Here is a 22,734-nt window from a genome sequence, read left to right as displayed (position 1 = left end):
GAATAGTCGAATGGCACAAGACAAAATCGACAGGCTGTGCCGGCCTTTTCGCGGGCTGCCCGCGAAAGGGCCGGCACAGGCTCACATCACAACCAGTAGGTCACCGCCCACCACCCCAGCCCACCCATCACCACGGTATAGGGCAAGGCCATCCACACCATCCGCCCATACGACAGCCGGATCAACGGCGCAATCGCCGAGGTCAGCAGGAACAGGAACGCGGCCTGGCCATTCGGTGTCGCCACGCTGGGCAGGTTGGTACCGGTATTGATCGCCACCGCCAGTGTCTCGAAATGCTCGCGGCTCATGCCGCCATTGAGAAACGCCTGCTTCACTTCGGTGATGTAGATGGTGGCAACGAACACGTTGTCGCTGATCGCCGACAGCAGGCCGTTGGCCAGGTACAGCATGCCCGGCTGTTGCTCGGCAGGCAGCGTCAGCACCCAGCCGATCAAGGGGCTGAACAGTTGCTGCTGATGAATCACAGCCACCACGGCGAAGAACACCACCAGCAAGGACGTGAACGGCATGGCGTCCTGGAAGGCACGGCCCAGGCGGTGTTCGTCGGTGATGCCGGTAAAGGCCGTGATCAGCACAATCACCATCAGGCCGATCAGACCAACCTCGGCCACGTGCAGCCCCAGGCATACGATCAGGATCAGCGCAGCCAACCCTTGCACCCACAGCGCCAGGCGCTGGGCCTGGGTGCGCGCCGCGTCGTCTTCGGCCGCATAGGTGGCCAACACCTGACGCACGGGTTCAGGCATCAGCGTGCCGTAGCCGAACAGGCGAAGCTTCTCCAGCAGCACGCAAGTGAGCAGGCCGGCACCCAGCACCGGCAGCGACACGGGCGCCACCTTGAAGAAGAAGTCGGCGAAGTGCCAGCCCATTTCATGGCCGATCAGCAGGTTTTGCGGCTCGCCCACCAGCGTGCAAACACCGCCCAGGGCAGTACCCACCGCGCCGTGCATCAGCAGGCTGCGCAGGAAGGCGCGGAACTGGTCGAGGTCTTCGCGGTGCAATTGTGCCACTTGCTGATCGCTATCGAGCGCGCTGTCTTCACGCGGGTTGGCCCCGGAGGCGACACGGTGGTAAACGGCGTAAAAGCCCACCGCCGCGCTGATGATCACCGCCGTCACGGTCAGCGCATCGAGAAACGCCGAGAGGAATGCCGACAGCACGCAGAACAGCAGCGACAGGACTGCCTTCGAGCGAACGCCCAGCAGGATGCGTGAGAACAGGAACAGCAGCAGTTCCTTCATGAAGTGGATACCGGCGACCATGAACATCAGCAGCAGAATCACCGGGAAGTTGTGCTGCAGTTCCTCGTACAGCGCCTGTGGCGTGGTCATCTGCAACAGCAGGGCTTCGATCAGCAGCAGGCCGCCCGGCATCAGCGGGTAGCACTTCAGCGCCATGCCCAGGGTAAAGATGAACTCAAGCACCAGCGCCCAGCCGGCGGCAACCGGACCAAGGGTGACCAACAGCAGTGGGTTGAGCACCAGGAACAGGCAGATGACCGCCTTGTACCAAAGCGGCGACTGGCCCAGAAAACTGTGGGCGAGGGCGCCGGTCGGGGAGCGTGACATGTATTTGTATCCTTATAATTCGGCGATGGCGCACGGTGCCGGATCGGCGCGTCTTAGGCAAGGCGTGCAGTCCCGTTTTTGGCACAAGTGCGGTCATCGGGCTGGGTTACCATCCGAGCCATGAACCCTTCACCCGCAGGAGTGCCGCCCGTGACCGATTACAGCGCATTCAAGGTCGAACTGACCGATAACATCGCCCACGTTCAGATCAACCGCCCGGAAAAGGTCAACGCGATGAACGCCGCCTTCTGGGAGGAGATCATCGACATCTTCCAGTGGATCGACGACACCGATGCGGTGCGCGCGGTGGTGATCAGCGGCGCCGGCAAGCATTTCTCCGCCGGTATCGACCTGATGATGCTGGCGTCGCTGGCCGGGCAGATGGGCAAGGATGTGGGCCGCAATGCGCGCTTCCTGCGCAAGACCATCCAGCGCCTGCAGGCCTCGTTCACTGCCGTGGACAATTGCCGCAAGCCGGTGCTGGCTGCCGTGCAAGGCTACTGCATCGGTGGTGCCATCGACCTCATCTCGGCCTGCGACATGCGCTACTGCAGCAGCGATGCCCAGTTCTCGATCAAGGAAATCGACATGGGCATGGCCGCCGATGTCGGCACACTGCAACGTTTGCCACGTATCATCGGTGACGGCATGATGCGTGAGCTGGCCTTCACCGGGCGCAACGTTGCGGCGGACGAAGCCCTGCGCATCGGCTTGGTCAACCGGGTCTATGATGATCAGGCCGCGCTACTTGACGGTGTCTTTGTCATCGCCCGCGAGATTGCCGCAAAATCGCCGATCGCCGTGGCCGGCACCAAGGAAATGCTCAGCTACATGCGCGACCATCGCATCGACGATGGCCTGGACTACATCGCCACCTGGAACGCCGCGATGCTGCAGTCCGAAGACTTGCGCGTGGCTGTGGCGGCGCACATGAGCAAACAGAAACCGACGTTCGCCGACTGATCGGGCCGGGGGACGCGCAGTAAAGGAACCCCCGACATGTCAGCACGCTGGACTACCGCAGTACTCGACCCGCAGATCACCGGGGGGCTGGCCGTGGCCCGCAGCCCGGAAGGGTTTTTGGTGGACGATAACGGCGCGCTGTTCCCCCGCGACTGGCTCAAGCGCCAGGACCTCGACGTGCTGTGCGAGCACGGCATCGGTCATTTCGACGGCCAGCCCGTGTTCCTGCTGGAGCTCCGTAGCGCTACCGAGATGCCTGGGTGCAGCTGGCGTGGCCTGCGGACCTTCATGCTCGAAGGTGACTTCGACACCTACAAGGTGTTGGGTTATGCCGCGCAAATCGGCACCTGGGCCCGCGAGCACCGCTTCTGCGGCAGTTGCGGCCAGGCCATGACGCAAATTCGCTGGGAGCGGGCAATGTATTGCCAGCCGTGCGACCTGCGCAGCTACCCGCGTATTTCACCGAGCATGATCGTGCTGGTGACCCGTGGCGATGAAATCCTGCTGGCGCGCTCGCCACGCTTCGTCACCGGGGTGTACAGCACCTTGGCCGGTTTTGCTGAGCCGGGTGAGTCGGCCGAAGACTGTCTGGTACGCGAAGTGCGTGAAGAAGTGGCGGTGGAGGTACAGAACATTCAGTACGTCGGCAGCCAGTGCTGGCCGTTCCCGCATTCGATGATGCTCGGCTTCCATGCCGAATATGCCGGGGGCGAGATTGTGATGCAGCCGGACGAGATCGAGGATGCCCAGTGGTTTAGCGTCCACGACCTGCCGCCGCTGCCGGCCGGGCGCTCCATTGCCCGGTACCTGATCGATTTATATGTCGCTCGCCGTTTAGGCCTGCCCGAACCAGTGCTGCCACGCTAGGCGCACGGTCAACGCCAGCACCACGGTGATGAACACCGGGCGGATGAACTTGCTGCCGCCGCTGATCGCCGTGCGTGCGCCGAAGAAGGCGCCGACCATCACCGACAGGCCCATGCACAGGCCGACGATGTAGTCCACCTGCCCGGAAATGATGAACACCGTCAGCGCCGCGATGTTGCTGACGAAGTTCATGCTGCGCGCCACGCCGCTGGCGCGGACCAGGTCGATGGGGTACAGCAGCAAGGTACTGACGGTCCAGAAGGCCCCGGTACCCGGCCCGGCCACACCATCGTAGAAGCCCAGGGTGAAGCCTTGTGGTACTTGCCACTTTTTCTTGATCGGCGCATCGGCATCCAGCGGCGCCTTGGGCGTGCCACCGAACAGCAGGTAGATGCCACAGGCGAAGACGATCACCGGCAACATTTTGTTCAGCCATTCGGCGGGCATGTAGTGGGCGATGACGGCGCCGAGCAACGCCCCGGTCAGGGTGGCGAACAATGCCGGGCGCCACTGCGCCGGGTGGAAGAGCTTGCGCTTGTAGTAGGTGAAACCGGCAGTGGCCGAGCCGAAGGTGGAGCTGAGCTTGTTGGTGCCCAGTACCAGGTGCGGTGGCATGCCGGCGGTGAGCAGGGCCGGGGTGGTCAGCAGGCCGCCGCCGCCAGCGATGGCATCGATGAAACCGGCGACGAAGGCGACCAGGGCCAGGATCAGCAGGGTTAGGGGTTCTACGGTAAGTTCGAAGGGCATGGGGTATTGGCAGGCAGGGAGGCAGCAAAGGGCTGCACTAGAAGGGGTACATGGTAATCCTGGGCTGCATGTGTTGCCAGTGCTGGCCTCTTCGCGGGTTTGCCCGCGAAGAGGCCGGTGCAGGCTAACGACATCAACTACGGATAAACGCCAGCAAATCCGCATTGATCACATCGGCATGGGTAGTCGGCATGCCATGCGGGTAGCCCTTGTAGGTCTTCAGCGTGCCATTGGGCAGCAGCTTCGCCGACAACACCCCGGAATTCTCATACGGCACGATCTGGTCATCGTCCCCATGCATCACCAGCACTGGCTGCTGGATGCCTTTCAGGTCGTCAGTGAAGTCCGTCTGGGAAAACGCCACGATGCCATCGTAATGGGCCTTGGCACTGCCGATCATGCCTTGTCGCCACCAGTTGCCGATGATGCCCTCACTGGCTTCGACACCGGGGCGGTTGTAGCCGTAGAACGGCCCGGTCGGCACGTCCCGGTAAAACTGAGCCCGGTTGCTGGCGACCTGTGCCTGGAAGTTGTCGAACACCGACTTGGGCAGGCCGCCGGGGTTGGCGGGTGTTTGCACCATCAGTGGCGGTACGGCGGCGATCAGCACGGCCTTCGCTACCTTGTCTTCCGGATGCCGGGCCATGTAACGCACCACCTCGCCACCCCCGGTCGAGTGGCCGACATGCACGGCGCCCTGAGTGCCCAGGTGGGTGACCACAGCTGCCACGTCGTCGGCGTAATGGTCCATGTCGTGGCCATCCCATACCTGACTGGAACGCCCATGGCCTCGGCGGTCGTGGGCGACCACGCGGAAACCCTGGGCCAGGAAGAACAGCATCTGCGCGTCCCAGTCATCGGCGCTGAGCGGCCAGCCGTGGTGGAAGTGGATGACCGGTGCGTCGCGTGGGCCCCAATCCTTGTAGAAAATCTGCACCCCGTCCTTCGTGGTTACATAGCTCATGGTCGTGTCTCCTGTGTGCAGGAACCGAAGGGAGCTATTGAGAATAGGAGAGATTTCCGCGCAGCAAGCACCGGCCGTCTTCAGGCGCGGTCGCGCATTCTGTACCAGGCCTTGGCGGCAGCCTCCAGCGGTGCTGCCAGCATGTCGCCGCCGGGGAAGCAGCCGTTGTCGATGCCTTGGTACAGTGCCAGCAGGTCGTCGTCACCGAGAATTGCATCGCTGACTGCCCGTGCCGCTGCCAGGGTTGGCAGCACGCCATGGCCGGAAAAACCTTGCAGCCAGTAGCGTTGGCCCTCGCGGCCGACGTCCGGGGTGCGCTGGATACTGCAGTCGATATGGCCACCCCAGGCATAGTCGATGGCCACCCCGCCCAGTTGCGGGAAGACGCGCTCCAGGTAGGGCCGGGTGGCGCTGGCAACGTCCTTGGGGATGCCGCCCAGGTAGGTACAGCCGCCACCGAACAGCAGGCGGTGGTCCGGCGTAAGGCGGAAGTAGTCGGGTACGAACTGGTTGTCGATCACGCAGCTGTTGCGCGGTAGCAGCGAACGGGCGAAGTCAGGGTCCAGTGGCGCGGTGGCCACCTGATAGGAGCCGACTGGCAACAGGCGGCGCGACAGGCTGCGGTCGAGGCGGTCGATGTAGGCGTTGCAGGCCAGCACCAGCACGTTGCAGCGCACTTCGCCTTTGTCGGTTCGGGCAACGTAGCCATCGCCTGCCTGTTGGTAGCCAAGTACCTGGCTTTGTTCGTAGATATGGCCGCCAGCGGCTTCGATGGTGCTGGCCAGGCCTTGTGCCAGCTTCAGCGGGTTGAGGTGGGCGCCTTTGGCGTCATACAGCGCGGCCTGATAGCGCGGGCTGTCGATCCATTGCGGCAGCTCTTCATGGCCGATCAGGCGCAGGGCGTCGTAGCCCCATTTGTGCTCAGCCTCGTGCAGGGCTTCTTCAAGCAGTTTCACCCGGCGCGGTAGCACGGCGGTCCATAGGCTGCCCAGCCGGTAATCGATATCGAAGCCGTGGCGCTGGGGGAGGTCGCGCATTTCGTCAGCGGCCCAGCACATGCTGGCCCACAGCCGTTGGGTGCGTTCGATGCCCAAGGCCTTTTCCAGCGGCGGCATATCGCACGACCAGCCCAGTAGCGCCTGGCCGCCGTTGCGCCCGGAGGCGGCCCAGGCCACGCGGCTTGCTTCCAGCAGCGTCACGCGCTTGCCAGCCTGGGTAAGGCGCAGGGCGGTGTGCAGGCCACTGAAACCGGCGCCGATGATCAGCACATCGGTGTCGTGGGTGCCTTGTAGCGTTGGGCGTAGGGGGATGTGGGCGGGGTAGGTCTGGGCGTAGTAGCTGGCGACGTGCTGGGCGGACTGCTTGAACATGCATAGACCTCATGAAAATTATTGTTATTATTTTCATAAAAACTTAGCAGGTAAAATTCATGGTGCCAATCTATTAGTCCAGTTTGTGATTTACCCGCGAAGCGGCCAGTCCTGAAATGGCATAAACCTCAGGTTGTCGCTTTTCTCCGAGGCTGACGCGGCTTGCTGGCGGCCGACTTGCTGCCAGCCGTTTTGCTTTTCCCGCCACCGCGCCGCTTCTTCTTCCAAGGCGGCGCCGCCCCGGCAGCCGGCCCGCTGATGGTCATGCGCATGCCGCTGCAGCGCTCGACCAGCTTGCCCATCCACGCCGACTGCCGCGAAACGAACTCTTCCAGGCTCATTTCGCCACTTTGCACCATGTCCAGCGCCTGCTCCCAGATTGCCGTTGTGCCAGGGTCGGCAATGGCTTTCGGCACCGCATCGATCAGGCTGAACGCCGCCGGTGTGGCCGACAGCGCCTTGCCGTTCTTCACCAGGTAGCCGCGGTCGAGCAGGCCCTGAATGATGCTGGCGCGAGTGGCTTCGGTGCCGATGCCGGTGGTTTCCTTGAGCTTCTGCTTCAGGCGCGGATCATCCACCAGCTTGGCCACGTTCTTCATGGCCTTGATCAGGTCGCCTTCGGTAAACGGCTTGGGCGGCTGGGTCCACAGGTCTTTCAGTTGCAGGCCTTGTACATTGCAATCCTGGCCTTCGCGCAATGCTGGCAGCACTTGGGCGGGTGGCGCTTCGCGGCCCTTGGCCGGGGTCAACGCCTCGGGCAGGGCGCGGCGCCAGCCTGGCTCGACGATTTGCTTGCCTACGGCACGCAGGGCATGGCCGGCACAGTCGAAGTCGGCCTGGGTGCGGTCGTACTCATGGTTGGGCAGGAACTGCGCCAGGTAGCGGGCGCGGATCAGGGTATACACCGCCTTGTGCTTGGCCGGCAGGCGCGACGGGTCGCTGGCGGCGGCGGTGGGGATGATGCCGTGGTGGGCGCTGACCTTGGCGTCGTTCCATGCCCGCGAGCGGCGCTGCGGCTCCAGGTAGGGCTGTAGAGGCGCCAGGCTGGCATCGGCCCGTTGCAAGGCAGCGAGGATGGCCGGCGCTTCGGTGTGCTGGCTTTGCGGCAGGTAGCCGCAGTCGCTGCGCGGGTAGGTGATCAGCTTGTGGGTTTCGTACAGGGCCTGGGCGATGTCGAGGGTTTCCTGGGCGCCCAGGCCGAACTTTTTCGAGCACAGCTCCTGCAGGGTGCCGAGGTCGAAGGGGAGTGGTGCGGCTTCACGCACGCGCTCGGTGGCAACCTTGACGGCGCGGGCCGTGCCGGCGTTACCGATGTCGGTGGCCGCTTGTTGTGCCAAGGCTTGCTTCAGGCAGCGGCCTTGGTCGTCGCAGGCGTCCTCGGGGGCGCGCCATTGGGCATTGAAGTGTTGGCCGGCGTGTTCCAGTTGCACATCGATGGCCCAGAACGGCACGGGCACGAAGTCGGCGATGCTGCGGTCGCGGTCGACCACCAGGCGCAAGGTGGGCGTTTGCACCCGGCCCACCGGCAACACGCCCTGGTAGCCGGATTGGCGGCCCAGCAGGGTGAACAGCCGGCTCATGTTCATGCCAATCAGCCAGTCGGCGCGCGAGCGGCCGAGGGCCGAGTGGTACAGGTTGAAGGTTTCGTGGCCGGGCAGCAGGCGGGCCAAGGCCTTGCGGATGGACGCGTCGTCCAGTGCCGACAGCCACAGGCGTTGCACCGGGCCGCGATAGCGGCAATGTTCGACCAGTTCGCGGGCGATCATTTCGCCTTCGCGGTCGGCGTCGGTGGCGATCACCAGTTCCCGCGCTTCGCCAAGCAGGCGTTTGACCGCCTTGAACTGGCTGGCGGTCTTGGGCTTGACCAGCATCTTCCACTTGTCCGGGATGATCGGCAGATCGGCCAGGTTCCAGCGCTTGTAGCGTTCGTCGTAGCTGTCGGGCGGGGCGGTTTCCAGCAGGTGGCCGATGCACCAGGTGACGCAGACGTCGGTGCCTTGCCAGCAGCCGTCGCCCTTGCGGTTGGCGCCGAGCACTTTGGCGATGTCTTTTGCCTGGGAGGGTTTTTCGCAGAGGAACAGGCGCATGGCCGGGAACGCTTCATCGGGGGTGATGGGCACTAGGATGCGCAAGCGGGGGCGCGGAGGCAAGTTTTATCTGGATGGATGTACAGGTTTTTGTCAGTGAGCATGTCATTGACCTGTGCCGGCCTCTTCGCGGGCAAGCCCGCGAAAGGGCCGGTGCAGGTTGTGGGTCAGGCGCGCGAGTTGCGCACCATGTCCACGTGCGGGATGCCGGCTTCGAGGAATTCCTCGCTGACTACGCGAAAGCCCAGCCGTTCGTAGAACGGCGTGGCATGCACCTGAGCGCTGAGCATCTGCTGCTTCAGGTCGCGGTTCTGCGCTTCGACGATGACTGCGTTCATGAGCGCGTCACCCACTTTCAAGCCGCGCCAGTCCTTCAGCACCGATACCCGGCCGATCGTCCCGTCTGGCAACAGGCGGGCAGTGCCGATCGGGTAGTCGCCTTCCAGAGCCAGGAAGTGTGCAGCGGTCGGGTCATCCGAGTCCCACTCCAGCTCCGGCGGTACATGCTGCTCGGCAATGAACACCGCCTCACGGATACGGCGAATGTCGGCGTTGTCTTTGTGCCAGTCGGCGAGGCGAACGCTGATCTTATTCATTGGCGAATCCCAGGCTTCCTTGTTTGACCAGCTGCTGTACCAGCATAAGGCCATCTTCGTCTTGCAGCCAGTCTGCCAGGTTGTCGATATGCAGGGCATCGGCCGCGCACACCAGCTTCAGCAGCTCGCGCAGTTTGCCCGGCAGCGGGCAGCTGCGGCCGCTGGCGAACAGCAGCAGGTCGTCTTCGAATTCCGACCAGGCCAGGCGTGCGCTTGGGTTGCGGATCAGGATGGCGCCTTGTTCCAGGGCATCGATCAGCTCTTCTTCGCTCAGCTCTTCGCCAACGATCTGCTCGGGGTAACGCGGCTCGGTCATGAACTGACCGAACCAGGTCAGCAGCAGGTCCTTGTCGTTCATGTGCTTGTCGAGCAGCGCCTTGAGGCGGTCGAGGGCGTCGTGCTGGATCTGGTGCGGGTCGCTGGCCGGCTGGGCGTCGGCATCGCTGTAGCGCTCTTCGTCAGGCAGGAACTGGCCCAGGAAGTCGGTGAAGTGGGTCAGCACTTCGGCGGCGCTTGGGGCGCGGAAGCCGACCGAGTAGGTCAGGCAGTCGTCCACGGCCACGCCGTAGTGGGCCAGGCGCGGTGGCAGGTAGAGCATGTCGCCTGGCTCCAGGGTCCATTCTTCGCTCTGCTCGAACTCGGCCAGGATACGCAGGTCGGCGTGCTCCAGCAGCGGGCTGTCGCTGCTGCACATCTGGCCGATCTTCCAGTTGCGCTGGCCGTGGCCTTGCAGCAGGAAGACGTCGTAGTTGTCGAAATGCGGGCCAACGCTGCCACCCGGGGCGGCGAAGCTGATCATCACGTCATCGATACGCCAGCTGGGCAGGAAGCGGAAGTTTTCCAGCAGTTCGGCCACTTCCGGGACGAACTGGTCCACGGCTTGTACCAGCAGGGTCCAGTCTTTTTCTGGCAGCTCGGCGAAGGTGTCTTCGTTGAACGGACCGCGGCGCAGCTCCCACGGGTGGGCGCCGTGCTCCAGCACGATACGCGACTCGACTTCGTCTTCCAGGGCCAGGCCGGCCAGTTCGTCGGGGTCGATGGGGCTGATGAAGTCCGGGAAGGCCTGGCGCACCAGCAGCGGCTTCTTCTGCCAGTAGTCGCGCATGAATTCGCGGGCCGAGATGCCGCCGAGCAGCTGCAGTGGAGTATCAGGATTCATGTTCAACCTATTGAAAAAACGTAATTTTCGTACGGGAATAAAAACGCCCGGCCAGGCCGGGCGTTGTACGCGACGGTCAGCTTAGATGCGTTTGGCCTGCGCTGCCGCGTTACCGATGTAGGTAGCGGGGGTCAGCAGCTTGAGCTCGGCCTTGGCGTCGGCTGGCATGTCCAGGCCGTCGATGAAGGTCAGCAGCGCGTCTGGGGTGATGCCCTTGCCACGGGTCAGCTCTTTGAGCTTCTCGTAGGGGTTCTCGATGTTGAAGCGGCGCATCACGGTCTGGATCGGCTCGGCCAGCACTTCCCAGCAGGCGTCCAGGTCGGCGGCGATGCGGGCTTCGTTCACTTCCAGCTTGCCGATGCCTTTCAGGCTGGCTTCGTAGGCGATGACGCTGTGCGCAAAGCCCACGCCCAGGTTGCGCAGCACGGTGGAGTCGGTCAGGTCACGCTGCCAGCGCGAGATCGGCAGCTTGCTGGCCAGGTGCTGGAACAGTGCGTTGGCGATACCCAGGTTGCCTTCGGAGTTTTCGAAGTCGATCGGGTTGACCTTGTGCGGCATGGTCGACGAGCCGATTTCGCCAGCGACAGTCTTCTGCTTGAAGTAGCCCAGCGAGATGTAGCCCCACACATCACGGTCGAAGTCGATCAGGATGGTGTTGAAGCGGGCAATGGCGTCGAACAGCTCGGCGATGTAGTCGTGCGGCTCGATCTGGGTGGTGTACGGGTTGAACTGCAGGCCCAGCTCGTCTTCGATGAAGGCGCGGGCGTTCTCTTCCCAGTCGATCTGCGAGTAGGCCGACAGGTGGGCGTTGTAGTTGCCCACGGCGCCGTTGATCTTGCCCAGCAGTGGCACGGCGGCAACCTGGGCGATCTGGCGCTCCAGGCGGTACACGACGTTGGCCAGTTCTTTGCCCAGGGTGGTTGGCGAAGCCGGCTGGCCGTGGGTGCGCGACAGCATCGGCACGTCGGCGTGGGCGTGGGCCAGGGCACGGATGGCGTCGGCGATCTGGCGCATCAGCGGCAGCAGCACGTCGTCACGGCCGGCGCGCAGCATCAGGGCGTGGGACAGGTTGTTGATGTCCTCGCTGGTGCAGGCGAAGTGGATGAATTCGCTGACCTTGGCCAGCTCAGGCAGCTTGGCGGCCTGCTCCTTGAGGAGGTATTCGATCGCCTTGACGTCGTGGTTGGTGGTGCGCTCGATTTCCTTGACGCGCTCGGCGTGTTCCAGCTTGAAATCGGTGGCCAGGCTGTCCAGCAGGGCGTTGGCTTCGGCGGAGAACGCCGGCACTTCGCCGATCTGCGGGTGGGCGGCCAGGCGCTGCAGCCAGCGCACTTCGACCAGGGCGCGGAAACGGATCAGGCCGAATTCGCTGAAAATGGGGCGCAAGGCCTGGGTTTTGCCGGCATAACGGCCGTCTACAGGGGAAACCGCAGTGAGCGAAGAAAGCTGCATGGGGTGTTCTCGGACAGTCAGGCTTTTGGAAGGGCGCATATCATACATGAAATTTGCGCCCGAGTCGGGTGGCTGACCAAAGGTCGGGCCTATAAAAGCGTCTTCAGGAAGGCGAACGCATCATGTCGTACAGTTCGTTCAGCAGCTTGCGCCGGCTGAACACCAACTGCCAGCGGTGCCCGCCCAGCTGGCGCCACAGGCGCGCGGCGCGGATACCGGCCAGCAGCAGGGCACGGATCTTGGAAGCGTTGCTGGCCTGCTGCAGGAAACGCATGTCGCCATGCACCTGGATGCGCTGGCGCAAGGTGCTGAGCGTGTCCTGATACAAGGCTCCGCTGGAAGCGATGACGTTTTCATGAACCAGGCCGAAATGCTCGGCCTGGGACTGGATTTGCGGCAGGCGGTTGCCGATGGTGTCGAGCAGGTCGCCACGCTTGTTCAGCTGGCGCTCCAGGCCCAGCATCGACAGGGCATAGCGCAGCGGCTCGCGCTGCAGGCTGCTGGGGTCGCGCTCCAGGGCGCCTGCCAGTGCACGGTAGCCGTCACGCAGGTTCAGGTCGTCGCCACCGAACACTTCCAGGGTGTCCTTGGGGTCGCGGACCAGCAGGCTGCCGAGCATGCAGCCAATGTTGGCCTCGCTGGCCTGGCCGGTGCGGGCGATACGGTCAACCAGCACGGCAGCCTGGAATACACCGCCCAGGGCAATCAATTGCTCCTGCAGGTTGCTCATGCGCGCGAGCTCCACGGCTCAGCGGCTTCGATCACGCCACCGCCCAGGCACACTTCGCCGTCGTAGAACACCACCGACTGGCCCGGGGTGACGGCGCGCTGCGGCTCGTCGAACACAGCGCGGTAGCCGGTTTCGGTCAGCTCAAGGGTGCATTGCTGGTCGCTCTGGCGGTAACGCACCTTGGCAGTCAGCTGGCGTGGGCGGCTGAGGTCGATCGGGTTGACCCAGAAGATTTCCGAGGCGAGCAGGGCGCGGGAGAACAGCCATGGGTGTTCGTTGCCCTGGCCGACCACCAGCACGTTGCGGGTCAGGTCCTTGTGCAGCACGTACCACGGCTCGTCACCGGCATCTTTCAGGCCGCCAATCCCCAGGCCCTGGCGCTGGCCGATGGTGTGGTACATCAGGCCATGGTGGCGGCCGATCACTTCACCTTCGGTGGTTTCGATATCGCCCGGCTGGGCTGGCAGATACTGCTTGAGGAAGTCGCTGAAACGGCGCTCGCCAATGAAGCAGATGCCGGTGGAGTCCTTTTTCTTGGCGGTGGCCAGGCCGTGCTTTTCGGCGATGGCGCGCACTTCAGGCTTTTCCAGTTCGCCGACCGGGAACAGGGTGCGGGCAATTTCCTTGCCGCCGACGGCGTGCAGGAAGTAGCTCTGGTCCTTGTTCGGGTCCAGGCCCTTGAGCAGTTCGGTGAGCTCGCCAGTATCGCGGCGGCGTACGTAGTGGCCGGTGGCGATCAGGTCGGCACCCAGCGACAGGGCGTAGTCGAGAAACGCCTTGAACTTGATTTCGCGGTTGCAGAGGATGTCCGGGTTGGGCGTGCGGCCAGCCTTGTATTCTTCAAGGAAGTGCTCGAACACGTTGTCCCAGTATTCGGCGGCGAAGTTGGCGGTGTGCAGCTTGATGCCAATGCGGTCGCACACGGCCTGGGCGTCGGCCAGGTCTTCGCGGGCGGTGCAGTATTCGGTGCCGTCGTCTTCTTCCCAGTTCTTCATGAACAGCCCTTCCACCTGGTAGCCCTGCTCCATGAGCAGAAGGGCGGAGACGGAAGAGTCCACGCCGCCGGACATGCCGACGATGACGCGGGTCTTGGCGGGGTCTTTGAGTGCTGGGCTGGTCATGGGTACCGGTGTGTATCAGAGGGGAAAAACGCCGATTCTATCAAACCCGCGACGTTGCGTCAGTCGCGTAGCAGTTCGAGGCTGTGCAGGGGGCCCTTGAGGTAGTCGTCGAGGCAGCGCGGCACCAGCTCGCTGCGCCAGCGGGTGGGGTCGGCCAGCAGCTCGTCGCGGCTCAGCCACACGGCGCGGACGATGTCGCTGTCCAGGGCCAGGTCGGCGTGATGGCGTACGGGGCGGGCGGCGAAGCAGATGCGCTGGTAGGTCACGCCGTTGCTGGGGGCGGTGTAGAGGTAGATGCCGACTACACCGGTGAGCTCGACTTCCCAGGCGGTTTCTTCCAGGGTTTCGCGCAGGGCAGCCTGGGGCAGGGTCTCGTTGGGTTCGAGGTGGCCGGCGGGTTGGTTGAAGACGTGCTGGTTGGCTTTGAATTCTTCGACGAAGAGGAACTTGCCTTCGTGTTCGACGATGGTGGCGACGGTGATGTGGGGTTGCCAAGACACGGTCGATTCTCTCCCTTAGTTGCAAGTTTCAAGCTGCAAGTTTAAGCGGTACGCGAACTGCTTTGGCTTGTGGCTTGCAGCTTGAAACTTGTGGCTAAAAAAGCACAAACCCCGGTGCGTGGCCGGGGTTTGTGCTGTTACTTCAAGCGAACCTTACAGGGCGGCAATGGCGCTGTTCAGGGTCTGGCTTGGGCGCATCACCTTGGCGGTCAGCTCGGCATCCGGGGCGTAGTAGCCACCGATGTCGGCTGGCTTGCCCTGAACGGCGTTGAGCTCGGCGACGATAGTCTCCTCGTTCTCGGTCAGGGTTTTTGCCAGCGGGGCGAAGCGTGCCTGCAGGGCAGCGTCGTCAGTCTGGGCAGCCAGGGCCTGGGCCCAGTACAGGGTCAGGTAGAAGTGGCTGCCGCGGTTGTCGATACCGCCAACTTTGCGCGAAGGCGACTTGTTGGTGTCGAGGAACTTGCCGGTAGCCTGGTCCAGGGTGTTGGCCAGAACCTTGGCGCGCGGGTTGTCGTAGGTGTTGCCCAGGTGCTCCAGGGAAGCGGCCAGGGCCAGGAATTCACCCAGCGAGTCCCAACGCAGGAAGTTCTCTTCAACCAGCTGCTGCACGTGCTTCGGAGCCGAACCGCCGGCGCCGGTTTCGAACAGGCCACCGCCGTTCATCAGTGGCACGATCGACAGCATCTTGGCGCTGGTGCCCAGCTCCATGATCGGGAACAGGTCGGTCAGGTAGTCGCGCAGCACGTTGCCGGTCACCGAGATGGTGTCCTTGCCTTCGCGGATGCGGGCCAGGGAGAACTTGATGGCGTCGACCGGAGCCAGAACACGGATGTCCAGGCCGGTGGTGTCGTGATCCTTCAGGTACTTTTGTACCTTCTCGATCATCACGCCGTCGTGGGCGCGGGCCGGGTCCAGCCAGAACACCGCAGGGGTGTTGCTCAGGCGGGCACGGTTGACGGCCAGCTTGACCCAGTCCTGGATCGGCGCGTCTTTGGTCTGGCACATGCGGAAGATGTCGCCGGCTTCGACGTTCTGCTCCAGCACGACGTTGCCCTTGCCATCGACCACACGGACCACGCCGTCGGCCTTGATCTGGAAGGTCTTGTCGTGGGAACCGTACTCTTCGGCCTTTTGCGCCATCAGGCCAACGTTCGGCACGCTGCCCATGGTGGTCGGGTCGAAGGCGCCGTGTTTTTTGCAGTCTTCGATGGTGGCCTGGTAGATGCCAGCGTAGCAACGGTCCGGGATCACGGCCTTGGCGTCTTGCAGTTCGCCAGCGGTGTTCCACATCTTGCCCGAGTCACGGATCATGGCCGGCATCGAGGCGTCGACGATAACGTCGCTCGGCACGTGCAGGTTGGTGATGCCTTTGTCGGAGTTGACCATGGCCAGGGCTGGGCGCTCGGCGTACAGGGCCTGGATGTCGGCTTCGATTTCGGCCTGCTTGTCGGCTGGCAGGTCCTTGATGCGGGCGTACAGGTCGCCGATGCCGTTGTTGGCGTTGAAGCCTACTTCAGCCAGTGCGGCGGCGTGCTTGGCCAGCACATCGTTGTAGAACTCTTCGACGATGACGCCGAACATGATCGGGTCGGAAACCTTCATCATGGTGGCTTTCAGGTGTACCGACAGCAGCACGCCGGAGGCCTTGGCATCGGCGATCTGCTCGGCGATGAAGGCTTTCAGGGCCTTGCGGCTCATGGTGGCGCAGTCGATCACTTCAGCAGCTTTGACGGCGGTCTTTTCTTTCAGCACGGTGGTGCTGCCGTCTTTGCCGACCAGCTCGATGCGCAGGCTGTCGTCAGCTTCGATCAGGGCAGCTTTTTCGCTGCCGTAGAAGTCGCCCTGGGTCATGTGGGCAACGTGCGACTTGGAGTCGGCGGCCCAGGCGCCCATTTTGTGCGGGTGCTTGCGAGCGTAGTTCTTCACCGACAGCGGCGCGCGGCGGTCGGAGTTGCCTTCGCGCAGGACCGGGTTCACGGCGGAACCCTTGATGCGGTCGTAGCGGGCGCGGGACTCTTTCTCTTCCGCGGTGGCCGGCTCGTCGGCGTAGTCAGGGATGTTGAAGCCCTTGCCTTGCAGTTCCTTGATCGCGGCTTTGAGCTGCGGTACCGAGGCGCTGATGTTCGGCAGCTTGATGATGTTGGCTTCAGGGGTGGTAGCCAGCTGGCCCAGTTCCGCCAGGTGATCGCCTACTTGCTTCTCTGCGCCCAGTTGCTCCGGGAAGGCGGCAAGGATACGGCCGGCCAGGGAGATGTCGCGGGTTTCGACGGCGATGTCAGCCGAAGCGGTGAAGGCTTCGACGATCGGCAGCAGCGAGTAAGTGGCGAGGGCGGGGGCTTCGTCGGTGAAGGTATAGATGATCTTGGAACGGGTGGGCATGCGGGTTAACTCTCTGTGTGCTGAGCGTGCTCGAGTCTCGTGGTGCGCAGGGTAGGCGCATCGCCCTGGCAACGCCATGAGCGGAAAGTCGAGAGGCTGCGAGCGGTGATGGTGGATGCATCAGTCGAGCGTCAAGTGCTGAGCTGCGGTAACAGCCCAGGCTTTACGGCCATTCATGGCCTAGGGCGGTCCGCATTTTCCTGGGATTCGCCCCGATGACCCTTCGGTCGCGGCGGAGTATACCAAACCATTCGGGCTAATCAGCAAGGCCAAGTGATATCGGCCCATTTATAAGACCAAAGACTAAGCGGCAATGTGGCGGGTTGTCGCAGGAGAAGCTGCAAGCTGTAAGCTGCTAGTGTCCTTGCTTCGTGGCTTGCGCTCTGTGCGATTGTGGAGTGGGCACGGACAGTGGGGGTGAGGTGATCAGCTTGCAACTTGGCGCTTGAAGCTTGCAGCTGCGAAAAGCTGGTTTAGGCTCATTGCATCGCATGATGTCCAAACCACACCCGACCGCGGAGTAGTGCAAGCATGGGATACCAGAAAATCAAGGTTCCGACCGACGGCACCAAGATCACCGTCAATGCAGACCATTCGCTTAACGTGCCTGACCACCCGATCATTCCTTACATCGAAGGTGACGGGATCGGCGTCGATGTTTCGCCCGTGATGATCAAGGTGGTCGATGCCGCCGTGCAGAAGGCCTACGGCGGCAAGCGCAAGATTGCCTGGATGGAGGTGTACGCCGGCGAGAAGGCCACCCAGGTGTACGACCAGGACACCTGGCTGCCTCAGGAAACCCTCGACGCCGTGCGTGATTACGTGGTGTCGATCAAGGGCCCGCTGACCACCCCGGTGGGTGGCGGCATCCGCTCGCTCAACGTGGCCCTGCGCCAGCAACTGGACCTGTATGTGTGCCTGCGGCCGGTGCTGTGGTTCCAGGGTGTACCGAGCCCGGTGAAAAAGCCTGGCGACGTCGACATGGTGATCTTCCGTGAGAACTCCGAGGACATCTATGCCGGCATCGAGTGGAAGGCCGGCTCGCCCGAGGCCAACAAGGTGATCAAGTTCCTCAAGGAGGAAATGGGCGTCACCAAGATCCGCTTCGACCAGGACTGCGGCATTGGCGTGAAGCCGGTCTCGAAAGAAGGCACCAAGCGCCTGGTGCGCAAGGCCATGCAATACGTGGTGGACAATGACCGCGAGTCGCTGACCCTGGTACACAAAGGCAACATCATGAAGTTCACCGAAGGTGCCTTCAAAGACTGGGGGTACGAAGTGGCCCGGGATGAGTTTGGCGCCGAACTGCTCGATGGCGGCCCGTGGATGAAGTTCAAGAACCCCAAGACCGGCCGCGAGGTCATCGTCAAGGACGCCATCGCCGACGCCATGTTGCAGCAGATTCTGCTGCGCCCGGCCGAGTACGACGTGATCGCCACCCTCAACCTCAACGGTGACTACCTGTCCGACGCCCTGGCGGCGGAGGTGGGCGGTATCGGTATCGCACCGGGCGCCAACCTGTCCGACACCGTGGCCATGTTCGAGGCCACCCACGGCACTGCGCCCAAGTATGCGGGGCAAGATAAGGTCAACCCGGGGTCGGTGATCCTGTCTGCAGAGATGATGCTGCGGCACATGGGCTGGACCGAGGCGGCCGACCTGATCATCAAGGGCACCAATGGCGCGATTGCGGCCAAGACCGTGACCTACGACTTCGAGCGGCTGATGGACGGCGCCACGCTGGTCGGCAGTTCAGGTTTTGGTGATGCAATGATCAAACATATGTAAGGCAAGAGAAAACCGGTCGCCTGGTTAAAGGGGCGACCGGTTTTTTCGTATTACGACACGGGGCGGCGATCAGGCGCGCACGGTTTCGCTCGCGGTCTGGCCTTGGGCCTTGGCAGCCGCAGCGGTAGCGGCGTCCATTATCTTGACCGCGTGCAGGCCTTTGGGGCCTTGGATGATTTCGAACTCCACGGCCTGGCCCGCCTTCAGTGTCTTGTATCCGTCCATCTGGATGGCCGAGTAATGAGCGAAAAGGTCATCGGATTTACCTTCCTCGTTGATGAATCCGTAGCCCTTGGCATTGTTGAACCACTTGACTTTACCGCTTGCCATCCCTATGTCCCTCTGCAAAGGACTCCATCACTGGAGTATCATCCACTTCATCCGCATACGAACCTTGCGAAAAATCTGGTTGACTGCGCGGATCTTTATCGACCACGGTGGGTTCTTATTGGTTGTAACACCGTTTTGCCGATAGTCAAGGTCGCCCGGCGCCTGCGCCGTTCGTGGCCTGTGCGGTCAACCCACAACCTTAACCTGACGCTCATGATGAAATTCTTTCCATGCATGCACCTAGTGAGATTCGACTAACATTCAATCAGGATCGCCCGCAATCGAATGAGGACGACGGCTCAGGTCTTGCAGTTCAGGAAGCCAAGCCGATCCTGCAGGCGCCACCGATGTACAAGGTGGTTTTGTTCAACGATGACTACACGCCGATGGATTTCGTCGTCGAAGTGCTCGAGACGTTCTTTAATCTGAACCGCGAGCTGGCGACCAAGATCATGCTGACCGTCCATACCGAGGGGCGGGCAGTGTGCGGATTGTTTACCCGTGACATCGCCGAAACAAAGGCTATGCAGGTCAACCAATACGCCAGGGAAAGCCAGCATCCGCTACTCTGTGAAATCGAGAAGGACGGTTAATCGCCGACCACTTGGGTATGAGGTGAAGCTATGTTAAACCGCGAGCTCGAAGTCACCCTCAATCTTGCCTTCAAGGAGGCCCGTTCGAAGCGTCATGAGTTCATGACCGTCGAACATCTGCTGCTGGCACTCCTTGACAATGAGGCTGCCGCGACCGTTCTGCGCGCCTGTGGCGCCAATCTCGACAAGCTCAAGCACGACCTGCAAGAGTTCATCGATTCCACTACGCCGCTGATTCCTGTCAACGACGAAGACCGTGAAACCCAGCCGACCCTGGGTTTCCAGCGGGTGCTGCAGCGTGCCGTGTTCCACGTGCAAAGCTCTGGCAAACGCGAAGTGACCGGCGCCAACGTGCTGGTGGCGATCTTCAGCGAACAGGAAAGCCAGGCTGTGTTCCTGCTGAAACAGCAGAGCGTGGCCCGCATCGACGTGGTCAACTACATCGCCCATGGCATCTCCAAGGTGCCGGGGCATGGTTCGCAATCTGAAAGCGACCAGGACATGCAGGACGAAGAGGGTGGCGAAACCTCCTCTTCGAGCAACCCGCTGGACGCCTATGCCAGCAACCTGAACGAGCTGGCCCGTGCTGGCCGTATCGACCCGCTGGTGGGCCGCGAGCAGGAAGTGGAGCGCGTGGCGCAAATCCTGGCGCGCCGACGCAAGAACAACCCGTTGCTGGTGGGTGAGGCGGGCGTTGGCAAGACTGCTATCGCCGAAGGCCTGGCCAAGCGCATTGTCGATGGCCAGGTGCCCGACCTGCTGGCACAAAGCGTGGTGTATTCCCTTGACCTGGGCGCGCTGCTGGCCGGTACCAAATACCGTGGCGATTTCGAGAAGCGCTTCAAGGCGCTGCTCGGCGAGCTGCGCAAGCGCCCGCAGGCGATCCTGTTCATCGACGAGATCCACACCATCATCGGTGCCGGTGCGGCATCGGGCGGGGTGATGGATGCCTCCAACCTGCTCAAGCCGCTGCTGTCGTCGGGTGAGATCCGTTGCATCGGCTCGACCACGTTCCAGGAATTCCGCGGCATCTTCGAGAAGGACCGTGCCCTGGCACGTCGCTTCCAGAAGGTGGATGTCAGCGAGCCGTCGGTCGAAGACACCGTGGGCATCCTGCGCGGCCTGAAAGGGCGCTTCGAGAGCCACCACAACATCGAGTACAGCGACGAAGCCCTGCGCGCCGCCGCCGAACTGGCCTCGCGCTACATCAATGACCGGCACATGCCGGACAAGGCCATCGATGTGATCGACGAAGCCGGTGCCTACCAGCGCCTGCAGCCGGAGGCCATGCGCGTCAAACGCATCGATGTGCCTCAAGTCGAGGACATCGTCGCCAAGATCGCGCGGATTCCGCCGAAACACGTCACCAGCTCCGACAAGGAACTGCTGCGTAACCTTGAACGTGACCTGAAGCTGACCGTGTTCGGTCAGGACCAGGCCATCGACTCGCTGTCTACTGCCATCAAACTGTCCCGTGCTGGCCTGAAGTCGCCAGACAAGCCTGTCGGTTCGTTCCTGTTCGCCGGCCCTACCGGCGTCGGCAAGACCGAAGCGGCGCGTCAGCTGGCCAAGGCGCTGGGCGTGGAGCTGGTGCGGTTCGACATGTCCGAGTACATGGAGCGCCACACCGTGTCGCGCCTGATCGGTGCGCCTCCTGGTTACGTAGGGTTCGACCAGGGTGGCTTGCTGACCGAGGCGATTACCAAGCAACCACACTGCGTATTGCTGCTCGACGAAATCGAGAAGGCCCACCCGGAAGTCTTCAACCTGCTGCTGCAGGTAATGGACCACGGTACCCTGACCGACAACAACGGGCGCAAGGCCGACTTCCGTAACGTGATCCTGATCATGACCACCAACGCGGGTGCAGAAACGGCAGCGCGGGCCTCGATCGGCTTCACCCATCAGGACCACGCGTCCGATGCCATGGAAGTGATCCGCAAGAGCTTCACGCCAGAGTTCCGCAACCGCCTGGATACCATTATCCAGTTCGGCCGCCTGAGCACCGAGACGATCAAGAGCATCGTCGACAAGTTCCTTATCGAACTGCAGGCGCAGCTGGAAGACAAGCGTGTGCTGCTGGAAGTCAGCGATGCCGCACGCGGCTGGCTGGCGGTGTCGGGCTACGACGTGCAGATGGGGGCGCGGCCGATGGCGCGGCTGATCCAGGACAAGATCAAGCGGCCGCTGGCCGAGGAGATCCTGTTTGGCGAGCTGGCCGAGCATGGTGGCGTGGTGCACGTCGATCTGCGCGATGGCGAACTGGTGTTCGACTTCGAGACCACGGCTGAAGTTGCCTGAACCGTAGAGGGCCGCTTTGCGGCCCTTTCGCGACACAAGGCCGCTCCTACAAGGGTTATGCGATCCCTGTAGGAGCGGCCTTGTGTCGCGATGGGCTGCAAAGCAGCCCCCTACAATCTCGCAGGCACAAAAAAGCCCGGCACATGGCCGGGCTTTTTCATGGCTTGAGCTTAGCGCGCACGGTAAGTGATGCGGCCCTTGCTCAGGTCGTACGGCGTCAGTTCGACGCGGACCTTGTCGCCAGTGAGAATACGGATGTAGTTTTTGCGCATCTTTCCGGAGATGTGCGCGGTTACGACGTGCCCGTTTTCCAACTCCACGCGGAACATGGTGTTGGGCAGGGTGTCGACGACAGTACCTTCCATTTCGAAGCTGTCTTCTTTCGACATGCAGTAGAGCCCTCGGATCCAGTGTTGGCCCGACGCATATCCGCACCGGGCAAAAAAGTGGCGTGGATTATGCCCGAAAACTGTGTGTCAAGCCAATGCTTTCAGTTGAGGGTGACCCAGCGCTGGTTTATCAGCAATTCGATGGGCCGATACTGCGTCTTGTAGTTCATTTTCTTGCAGTTCTTGATCCAGTAACCCAGGTATACCGCCTCCAGGTCCTGGCGCAGGGCCTCGGTGATTTGCCACAGGATGGCAAAGCGGCCCAGGCTGCGGCGCTCCTCGTCCGGCTCGTAGAAGGTGTACACCGCCGACAGGCCGTTGGGCAGCAGGTCGCACACGGCCACCGCCATCAAGCGGCCTTCCAGGCGAAACTCGTAGAACCAGCAGAACGGCAGGTCGCGCACCAGAAAGGTGGAAAACTGGTCGCGGCTGGGCGGGTACATGTCACCGTCGGCGTGGCGTGTTTCGATATAGCGCCGGTACAGCTCGAAATACTCTTCCTTGAAGGTTGGGCGCGCCGCCGTCACGGTCAGGTCGGCATTGCGCTTGAGGATGCGCCGTTGCTGGCGGTTGGGGATAAACCGCGCCGCCGGGATGCGTGCCGGCACGCAGGCGTTGCAGTTCTGGCAGTGCGGGCGGTACAGATGGTCGCCACTGCGGCGGAAGCCCATTTCCGACAGGTCGGCGTACACGTTCACGTCCATCGGCTGGCTGGGGTCGAGGAACAGCGTGGTGGCCTGTTCCTCGGGCAGGTAGCTGCAGGAGTGGGGCTGAGTGGCATAAAACTTCAACCGCGCCAACTCTGTCAT

General features: G+C 62.6%; 20 protein-coding genes. 5 read left to right on the top strand and 15 right to left on the bottom strand.

Annotated elements, in window-relative coordinates; all coding sequences use genetic code 11:
• Positions 1–86: 86 nt before the first annotated feature.
• Positions 87–1,589: a sodium/proton antiporter NhaB gene (gene nhaB, locus QQ992_RS18620; RefSeq protein WP_286110649.1), complete on the bottom strand. Its 1,503-nt coding sequence runs from the start codon at positions 1,587–1,589 to the stop codon at positions 87–89.
• 150 nt (positions 1,590–1,739) lie between these two features.
• Here nhaB and QQ992_RS18615 point away from each other — a divergent pair, with 150 nt between their 5' ends.
• Together QQ992_RS18615 and nudC are read left to right on the top strand one after the other, a co-directional pair.
• Positions 1,740–2,552: a crotonase/enoyl-CoA hydratase family protein gene (locus QQ992_RS18615; protein WP_119369435.1), complete on the top strand. Its 813-nt coding sequence runs from the start codon at positions 1,740–1,742 to the stop codon at positions 2,550–2,552.
• A 36-nt stretch (positions 2,553–2,588) separates the two neighbouring features.
• On the top strand, positions 2,589–3,419 hold the full coding sequence (gene nudC, locus QQ992_RS18610) for an NAD(+) diphosphatase (protein ID WP_286110648.1): 831 nt from the start codon (positions 2,589–2,591) through the stop codon (positions 3,417–3,419).
• On the opposite strand, the gene QQ992_RS18605 is transcribed toward nudC, so the two are convergent.
• The 11 genes from QQ992_RS18605 to QQ992_RS18555 form a co-directional block, all read right to left on the bottom strand.
• Positions 3,387–4,166: a TSUP family transporter gene (locus tag QQ992_RS18605; protein ID WP_003251244.1), complete on the bottom strand. Its 780-nt coding sequence runs from the start codon at positions 4,164–4,166 to the stop codon at positions 3,387–3,389. The two genes, nudC and QQ992_RS18605, sit on opposite strands and share 33 nt — an antisense overlap.
• A 133-nt stretch (positions 4,167–4,299) precedes the next feature.
• Complete coding sequence (locus QQ992_RS18600; protein ID WP_286110647.1) at positions 4,300–5,130, bottom strand: alpha/beta fold hydrolase; 831 nt, start codon at positions 5,128–5,130, stop codon at positions 4,300–4,302.
• An 80-nt stretch (positions 5,131–5,210) separates the two neighbouring features.
• Positions 5,211–6,500, bottom strand: coding sequence for an NAD(P)/FAD-dependent oxidoreductase (locus QQ992_RS18595; protein WP_286110646.1), 1,290 nt, complete (start codon positions 6,498–6,500; stop codon positions 5,211–5,213).
• 128 nt (positions 6,501–6,628) lie between these two features.
• Positions 6,629–8,587: a DNA topoisomerase III gene (locus QQ992_RS18590; protein WP_286113970.1), complete on the bottom strand. Its 1,959-nt coding sequence runs from the start codon at positions 8,585–8,587 to the stop codon at positions 6,629–6,631.
• A gap of 167 nt (positions 8,588–8,754) precedes the next feature.
• The gene (locus QQ992_RS18585) at positions 8,755–9,183 is read right to left on the bottom strand and encodes a GNAT family N-acetyltransferase (RefSeq protein WP_286110645.1); all 429 of its coding nucleotides are present in this window, start codon (positions 9,181–9,183) and stop codon (positions 8,755–8,757) included.
• Positions 9,176–10,342: a ribosomal protein uL16 3-hydroxylase gene (locus tag QQ992_RS18580; protein WP_016711508.1), complete on the bottom strand. Its 1,167-nt coding sequence runs from the start codon at positions 10,340–10,342 to the stop codon at positions 9,176–9,178. Before QQ992_RS18580 ends, QQ992_RS18585 begins: the two co-directional genes overlap by 8 nt.
• 81 nt (positions 10,343–10,423) lie before the next feature.
• Positions 10,424–11,794, bottom strand: coding sequence for an adenylosuccinate lyase (gene purB / locus QQ992_RS18575; RefSeq protein ID WP_119369440.1), 1,371 nt, complete (start codon positions 11,792–11,794; stop codon positions 10,424–10,426).
• 103 nt (positions 11,795–11,897) lie between these two features.
• The gene (gene hflD, locus QQ992_RS18570; RefSeq protein WP_016711506.1) at positions 11,898–12,524 is read right to left on the bottom strand and encodes a high frequency lysogenization protein HflD; all 627 of its coding nucleotides are present in this window, start codon (positions 12,522–12,524) and stop codon (positions 11,898–11,900) included.
• Entirely contained in the window at positions 12,521–13,645 is a 1,125-nt protein-coding gene (gene mnmA / locus QQ992_RS18565) for a tRNA 2-thiouridine(34) synthase MnmA (protein ID WP_286110644.1), read from the bottom strand. Before mnmA ends, hflD begins: the two co-directional genes overlap by 4 nt.
• Before the next feature lie 59 nt (positions 13,646–13,704).
• The gene (locus QQ992_RS18560) at positions 13,705–14,145 is read right to left on the bottom strand and encodes an NUDIX hydrolase (protein WP_286110643.1); all 441 of its coding nucleotides are present in this window, start codon (positions 14,143–14,145) and stop codon (positions 13,705–13,707) included.
• A gap of 153 nt (positions 14,146–14,298) precedes the next feature.
• Positions 14,299–16,524: an NADP-dependent isocitrate dehydrogenase gene (locus QQ992_RS18555; protein WP_286110641.1), complete on the bottom strand. Its 2,226-nt coding sequence runs from the start codon at positions 16,522–16,524 to the stop codon at positions 14,299–14,301.
• Between the two features lie 531 nt (positions 16,525–17,055).
• Here QQ992_RS18555 and icd point away from each other — a divergent pair.
• Positions 17,056–18,312, top strand: a complete 1,257-nt coding sequence (gene icd / locus QQ992_RS18550; RefSeq protein WP_286110640.1) for an NADP-dependent isocitrate dehydrogenase — start codon at positions 17,056–17,058, stop codon at positions 18,310–18,312.
• Positions 18,313–18,381: 69 nt separating this feature from the next.
• Here icd and cspD read toward each other — a convergent pair whose 3' ends face one another.
• The gene (gene cspD, locus QQ992_RS18545; RefSeq protein ID WP_286110639.1) at positions 18,382–18,642 is read right to left on the bottom strand and encodes a cold shock domain-containing protein CspD; all 261 of its coding nucleotides are present in this window, start codon (positions 18,640–18,642) and stop codon (positions 18,382–18,384) included.
• 230 nt (positions 18,643–18,872) lie between these two features.
• Here cspD and clpS point away from each other — a divergent pair, with 230 nt between their 5' ends.
• Both clpS and clpA read left to right on the top strand, forming a co-directional pair.
• Positions 18,873–19,235 (top strand): ATP-dependent Clp protease adapter ClpS, encoded by a 363-nt coding sequence (gene clpS / locus QQ992_RS18540; protein ID WP_013973290.1) that lies wholly within the window; start codon positions 18,873–18,875, stop codon positions 19,233–19,235.
• Between the two features lie 30 nt (positions 19,236–19,265).
• Positions 19,266–21,536, top strand: coding sequence for an ATP-dependent Clp protease ATP-binding subunit ClpA (gene clpA, locus QQ992_RS18535; protein WP_104834320.1), 2,271 nt, complete (start codon positions 19,266–19,268; stop codon positions 21,534–21,536).
• 170 nt (positions 21,537–21,706) lie between these two features.
• Here clpA and infA read toward each other — a convergent pair whose 3' ends face one another.
• Both infA and QQ992_RS18525 read right to left on the bottom strand, forming a co-directional pair.
• Positions 21,707–21,925 carry a translation initiation factor IF-1 gene (gene infA, locus QQ992_RS18530; protein WP_002553999.1) on the bottom strand — a complete coding sequence of 73 codons (219 nt, stop codon included), beginning with the start codon at positions 21,923–21,925 and terminating at the stop codon, positions 21,707–21,709.
• A 101-nt stretch (positions 21,926–22,026) separates the two neighbouring features.
• On the bottom strand, positions 22,027–22,734 hold the full coding sequence (locus QQ992_RS18525; RefSeq protein ID WP_016711499.1) for an arginyltransferase: 708 nt from the start codon (positions 22,732–22,734) through the stop codon (positions 22,027–22,029).

Source organism: Pseudomonas kurunegalensis (assembly GCF_030291635.1).
Taxonomy (GTDB): domain Bacteria; phylum Pseudomonadota; class Gammaproteobacteria; order Pseudomonadales; family Pseudomonadaceae; genus Aquipseudomonas; species Aquipseudomonas monteilii.
Note: the sequence above shows the minus strand (reverse complement) of the source record. Positions and strands in the feature narration are given on the sequence as shown.

Coding starts and splice junctions, on each gene's coding strand:
- nhaB (WP_286110649.1), bottom strand. CDS start 1,589: ATGTCACGCTCCCCGACCGGCGCCCTCGCCCACAGTTTTCTGGGCCAG.
- nudC (WP_286110648.1), top strand. CDS start 2,589: ATGTCAGCACGCTGGACTACCGCAGTACTCGACCCGCAGATCACCGGG.
- QQ992_RS18605 (WP_003251244.1), bottom strand. CDS start 4,166: ATGCCCTTCGAACTTACCGTAGAACCCCTAACCCTGCTGATCCTGGCC.
- QQ992_RS18600 (WP_286110647.1), bottom strand. CDS start 5,130: ATGAGCTATGTAACCACGAAGGACGGGGTGCAGATTTTCTACAAGGAT.
- QQ992_RS18595 (WP_286110646.1), bottom strand. CDS start 6,500: ATGTTCAAGCAGTCCGCCCAGCACGTCGCCAGCTACTACGCCCAGACC.
- QQ992_RS18590 (WP_286113970.1), bottom strand. CDS start 8,587: ATGCGCCTGTTCCTCTGCGAAAAACCCTCCCAGGCAAAAGACATCGCC.
- QQ992_RS18585 (WP_286110645.1), bottom strand. CDS start 9,183: ATGAATAAGATCAGCGTTCGCCTCGCCGACTGGCACAAAGACAACGCC.
- QQ992_RS18580 (WP_016711508.1), bottom strand. CDS start 10,342: ATGAATCCTGATACTCCACTGCAGCTGCTCGGCGGCATCTCGGCCCGC.
- purB (WP_119369440.1), bottom strand. CDS start 11,794: ATGCAGCTTTCTTCGCTCACTGCGGTTTCCCCTGTAGACGGCCGTTAT.
- hflD (WP_016711506.1), bottom strand. CDS start 12,524: ATGAGCAACCTGCAGGAGCAATTGATTGCCCTGGGCGGTGTATTCCAG.
- mnmA (WP_286110644.1), bottom strand. CDS start 13,645: ATGACCAGCCCAGCACTCAAAGACCCCGCCAAGACCCGCGTCATCGTC.
- QQ992_RS18555 (WP_286110641.1), bottom strand. CDS start 16,524: ATGCCCACCCGTTCCAAGATCATCTATACCTTCACCGACGAAGCCCCC.
- icd (WP_286110640.1), top strand. CDS start 17,056: ATGGGATACCAGAAAATCAAGGTTCCGACCGACGGCACCAAGATCACC.
- cspD (WP_286110639.1), bottom strand. CDS start 18,642: ATGGCAAGCGGTAAAGTCAAGTGGTTCAACAATGCCAAGGGCTACGGA.
- clpS (WP_013973290.1), top strand. CDS start 18,873: ATGCATGCACCTAGTGAGATTCGACTAACATTCAATCAGGATCGCCCG.
- clpA (WP_104834320.1), top strand. CDS start 19,266: ATGTTAAACCGCGAGCTCGAAGTCACCCTCAATCTTGCCTTCAAGGAG.
- infA (WP_002553999.1), bottom strand. CDS start 21,925: ATGTCGAAAGAAGACAGCTTCGAAATGGAAGGTACTGTCGTCGACACC.
- QQ992_RS18525 (WP_016711499.1), bottom strand. CDS start 22,734: ATGACAGAGTTGGCGCGGTTGAAGTTTTATGCCACTCAGCCCCACTCC.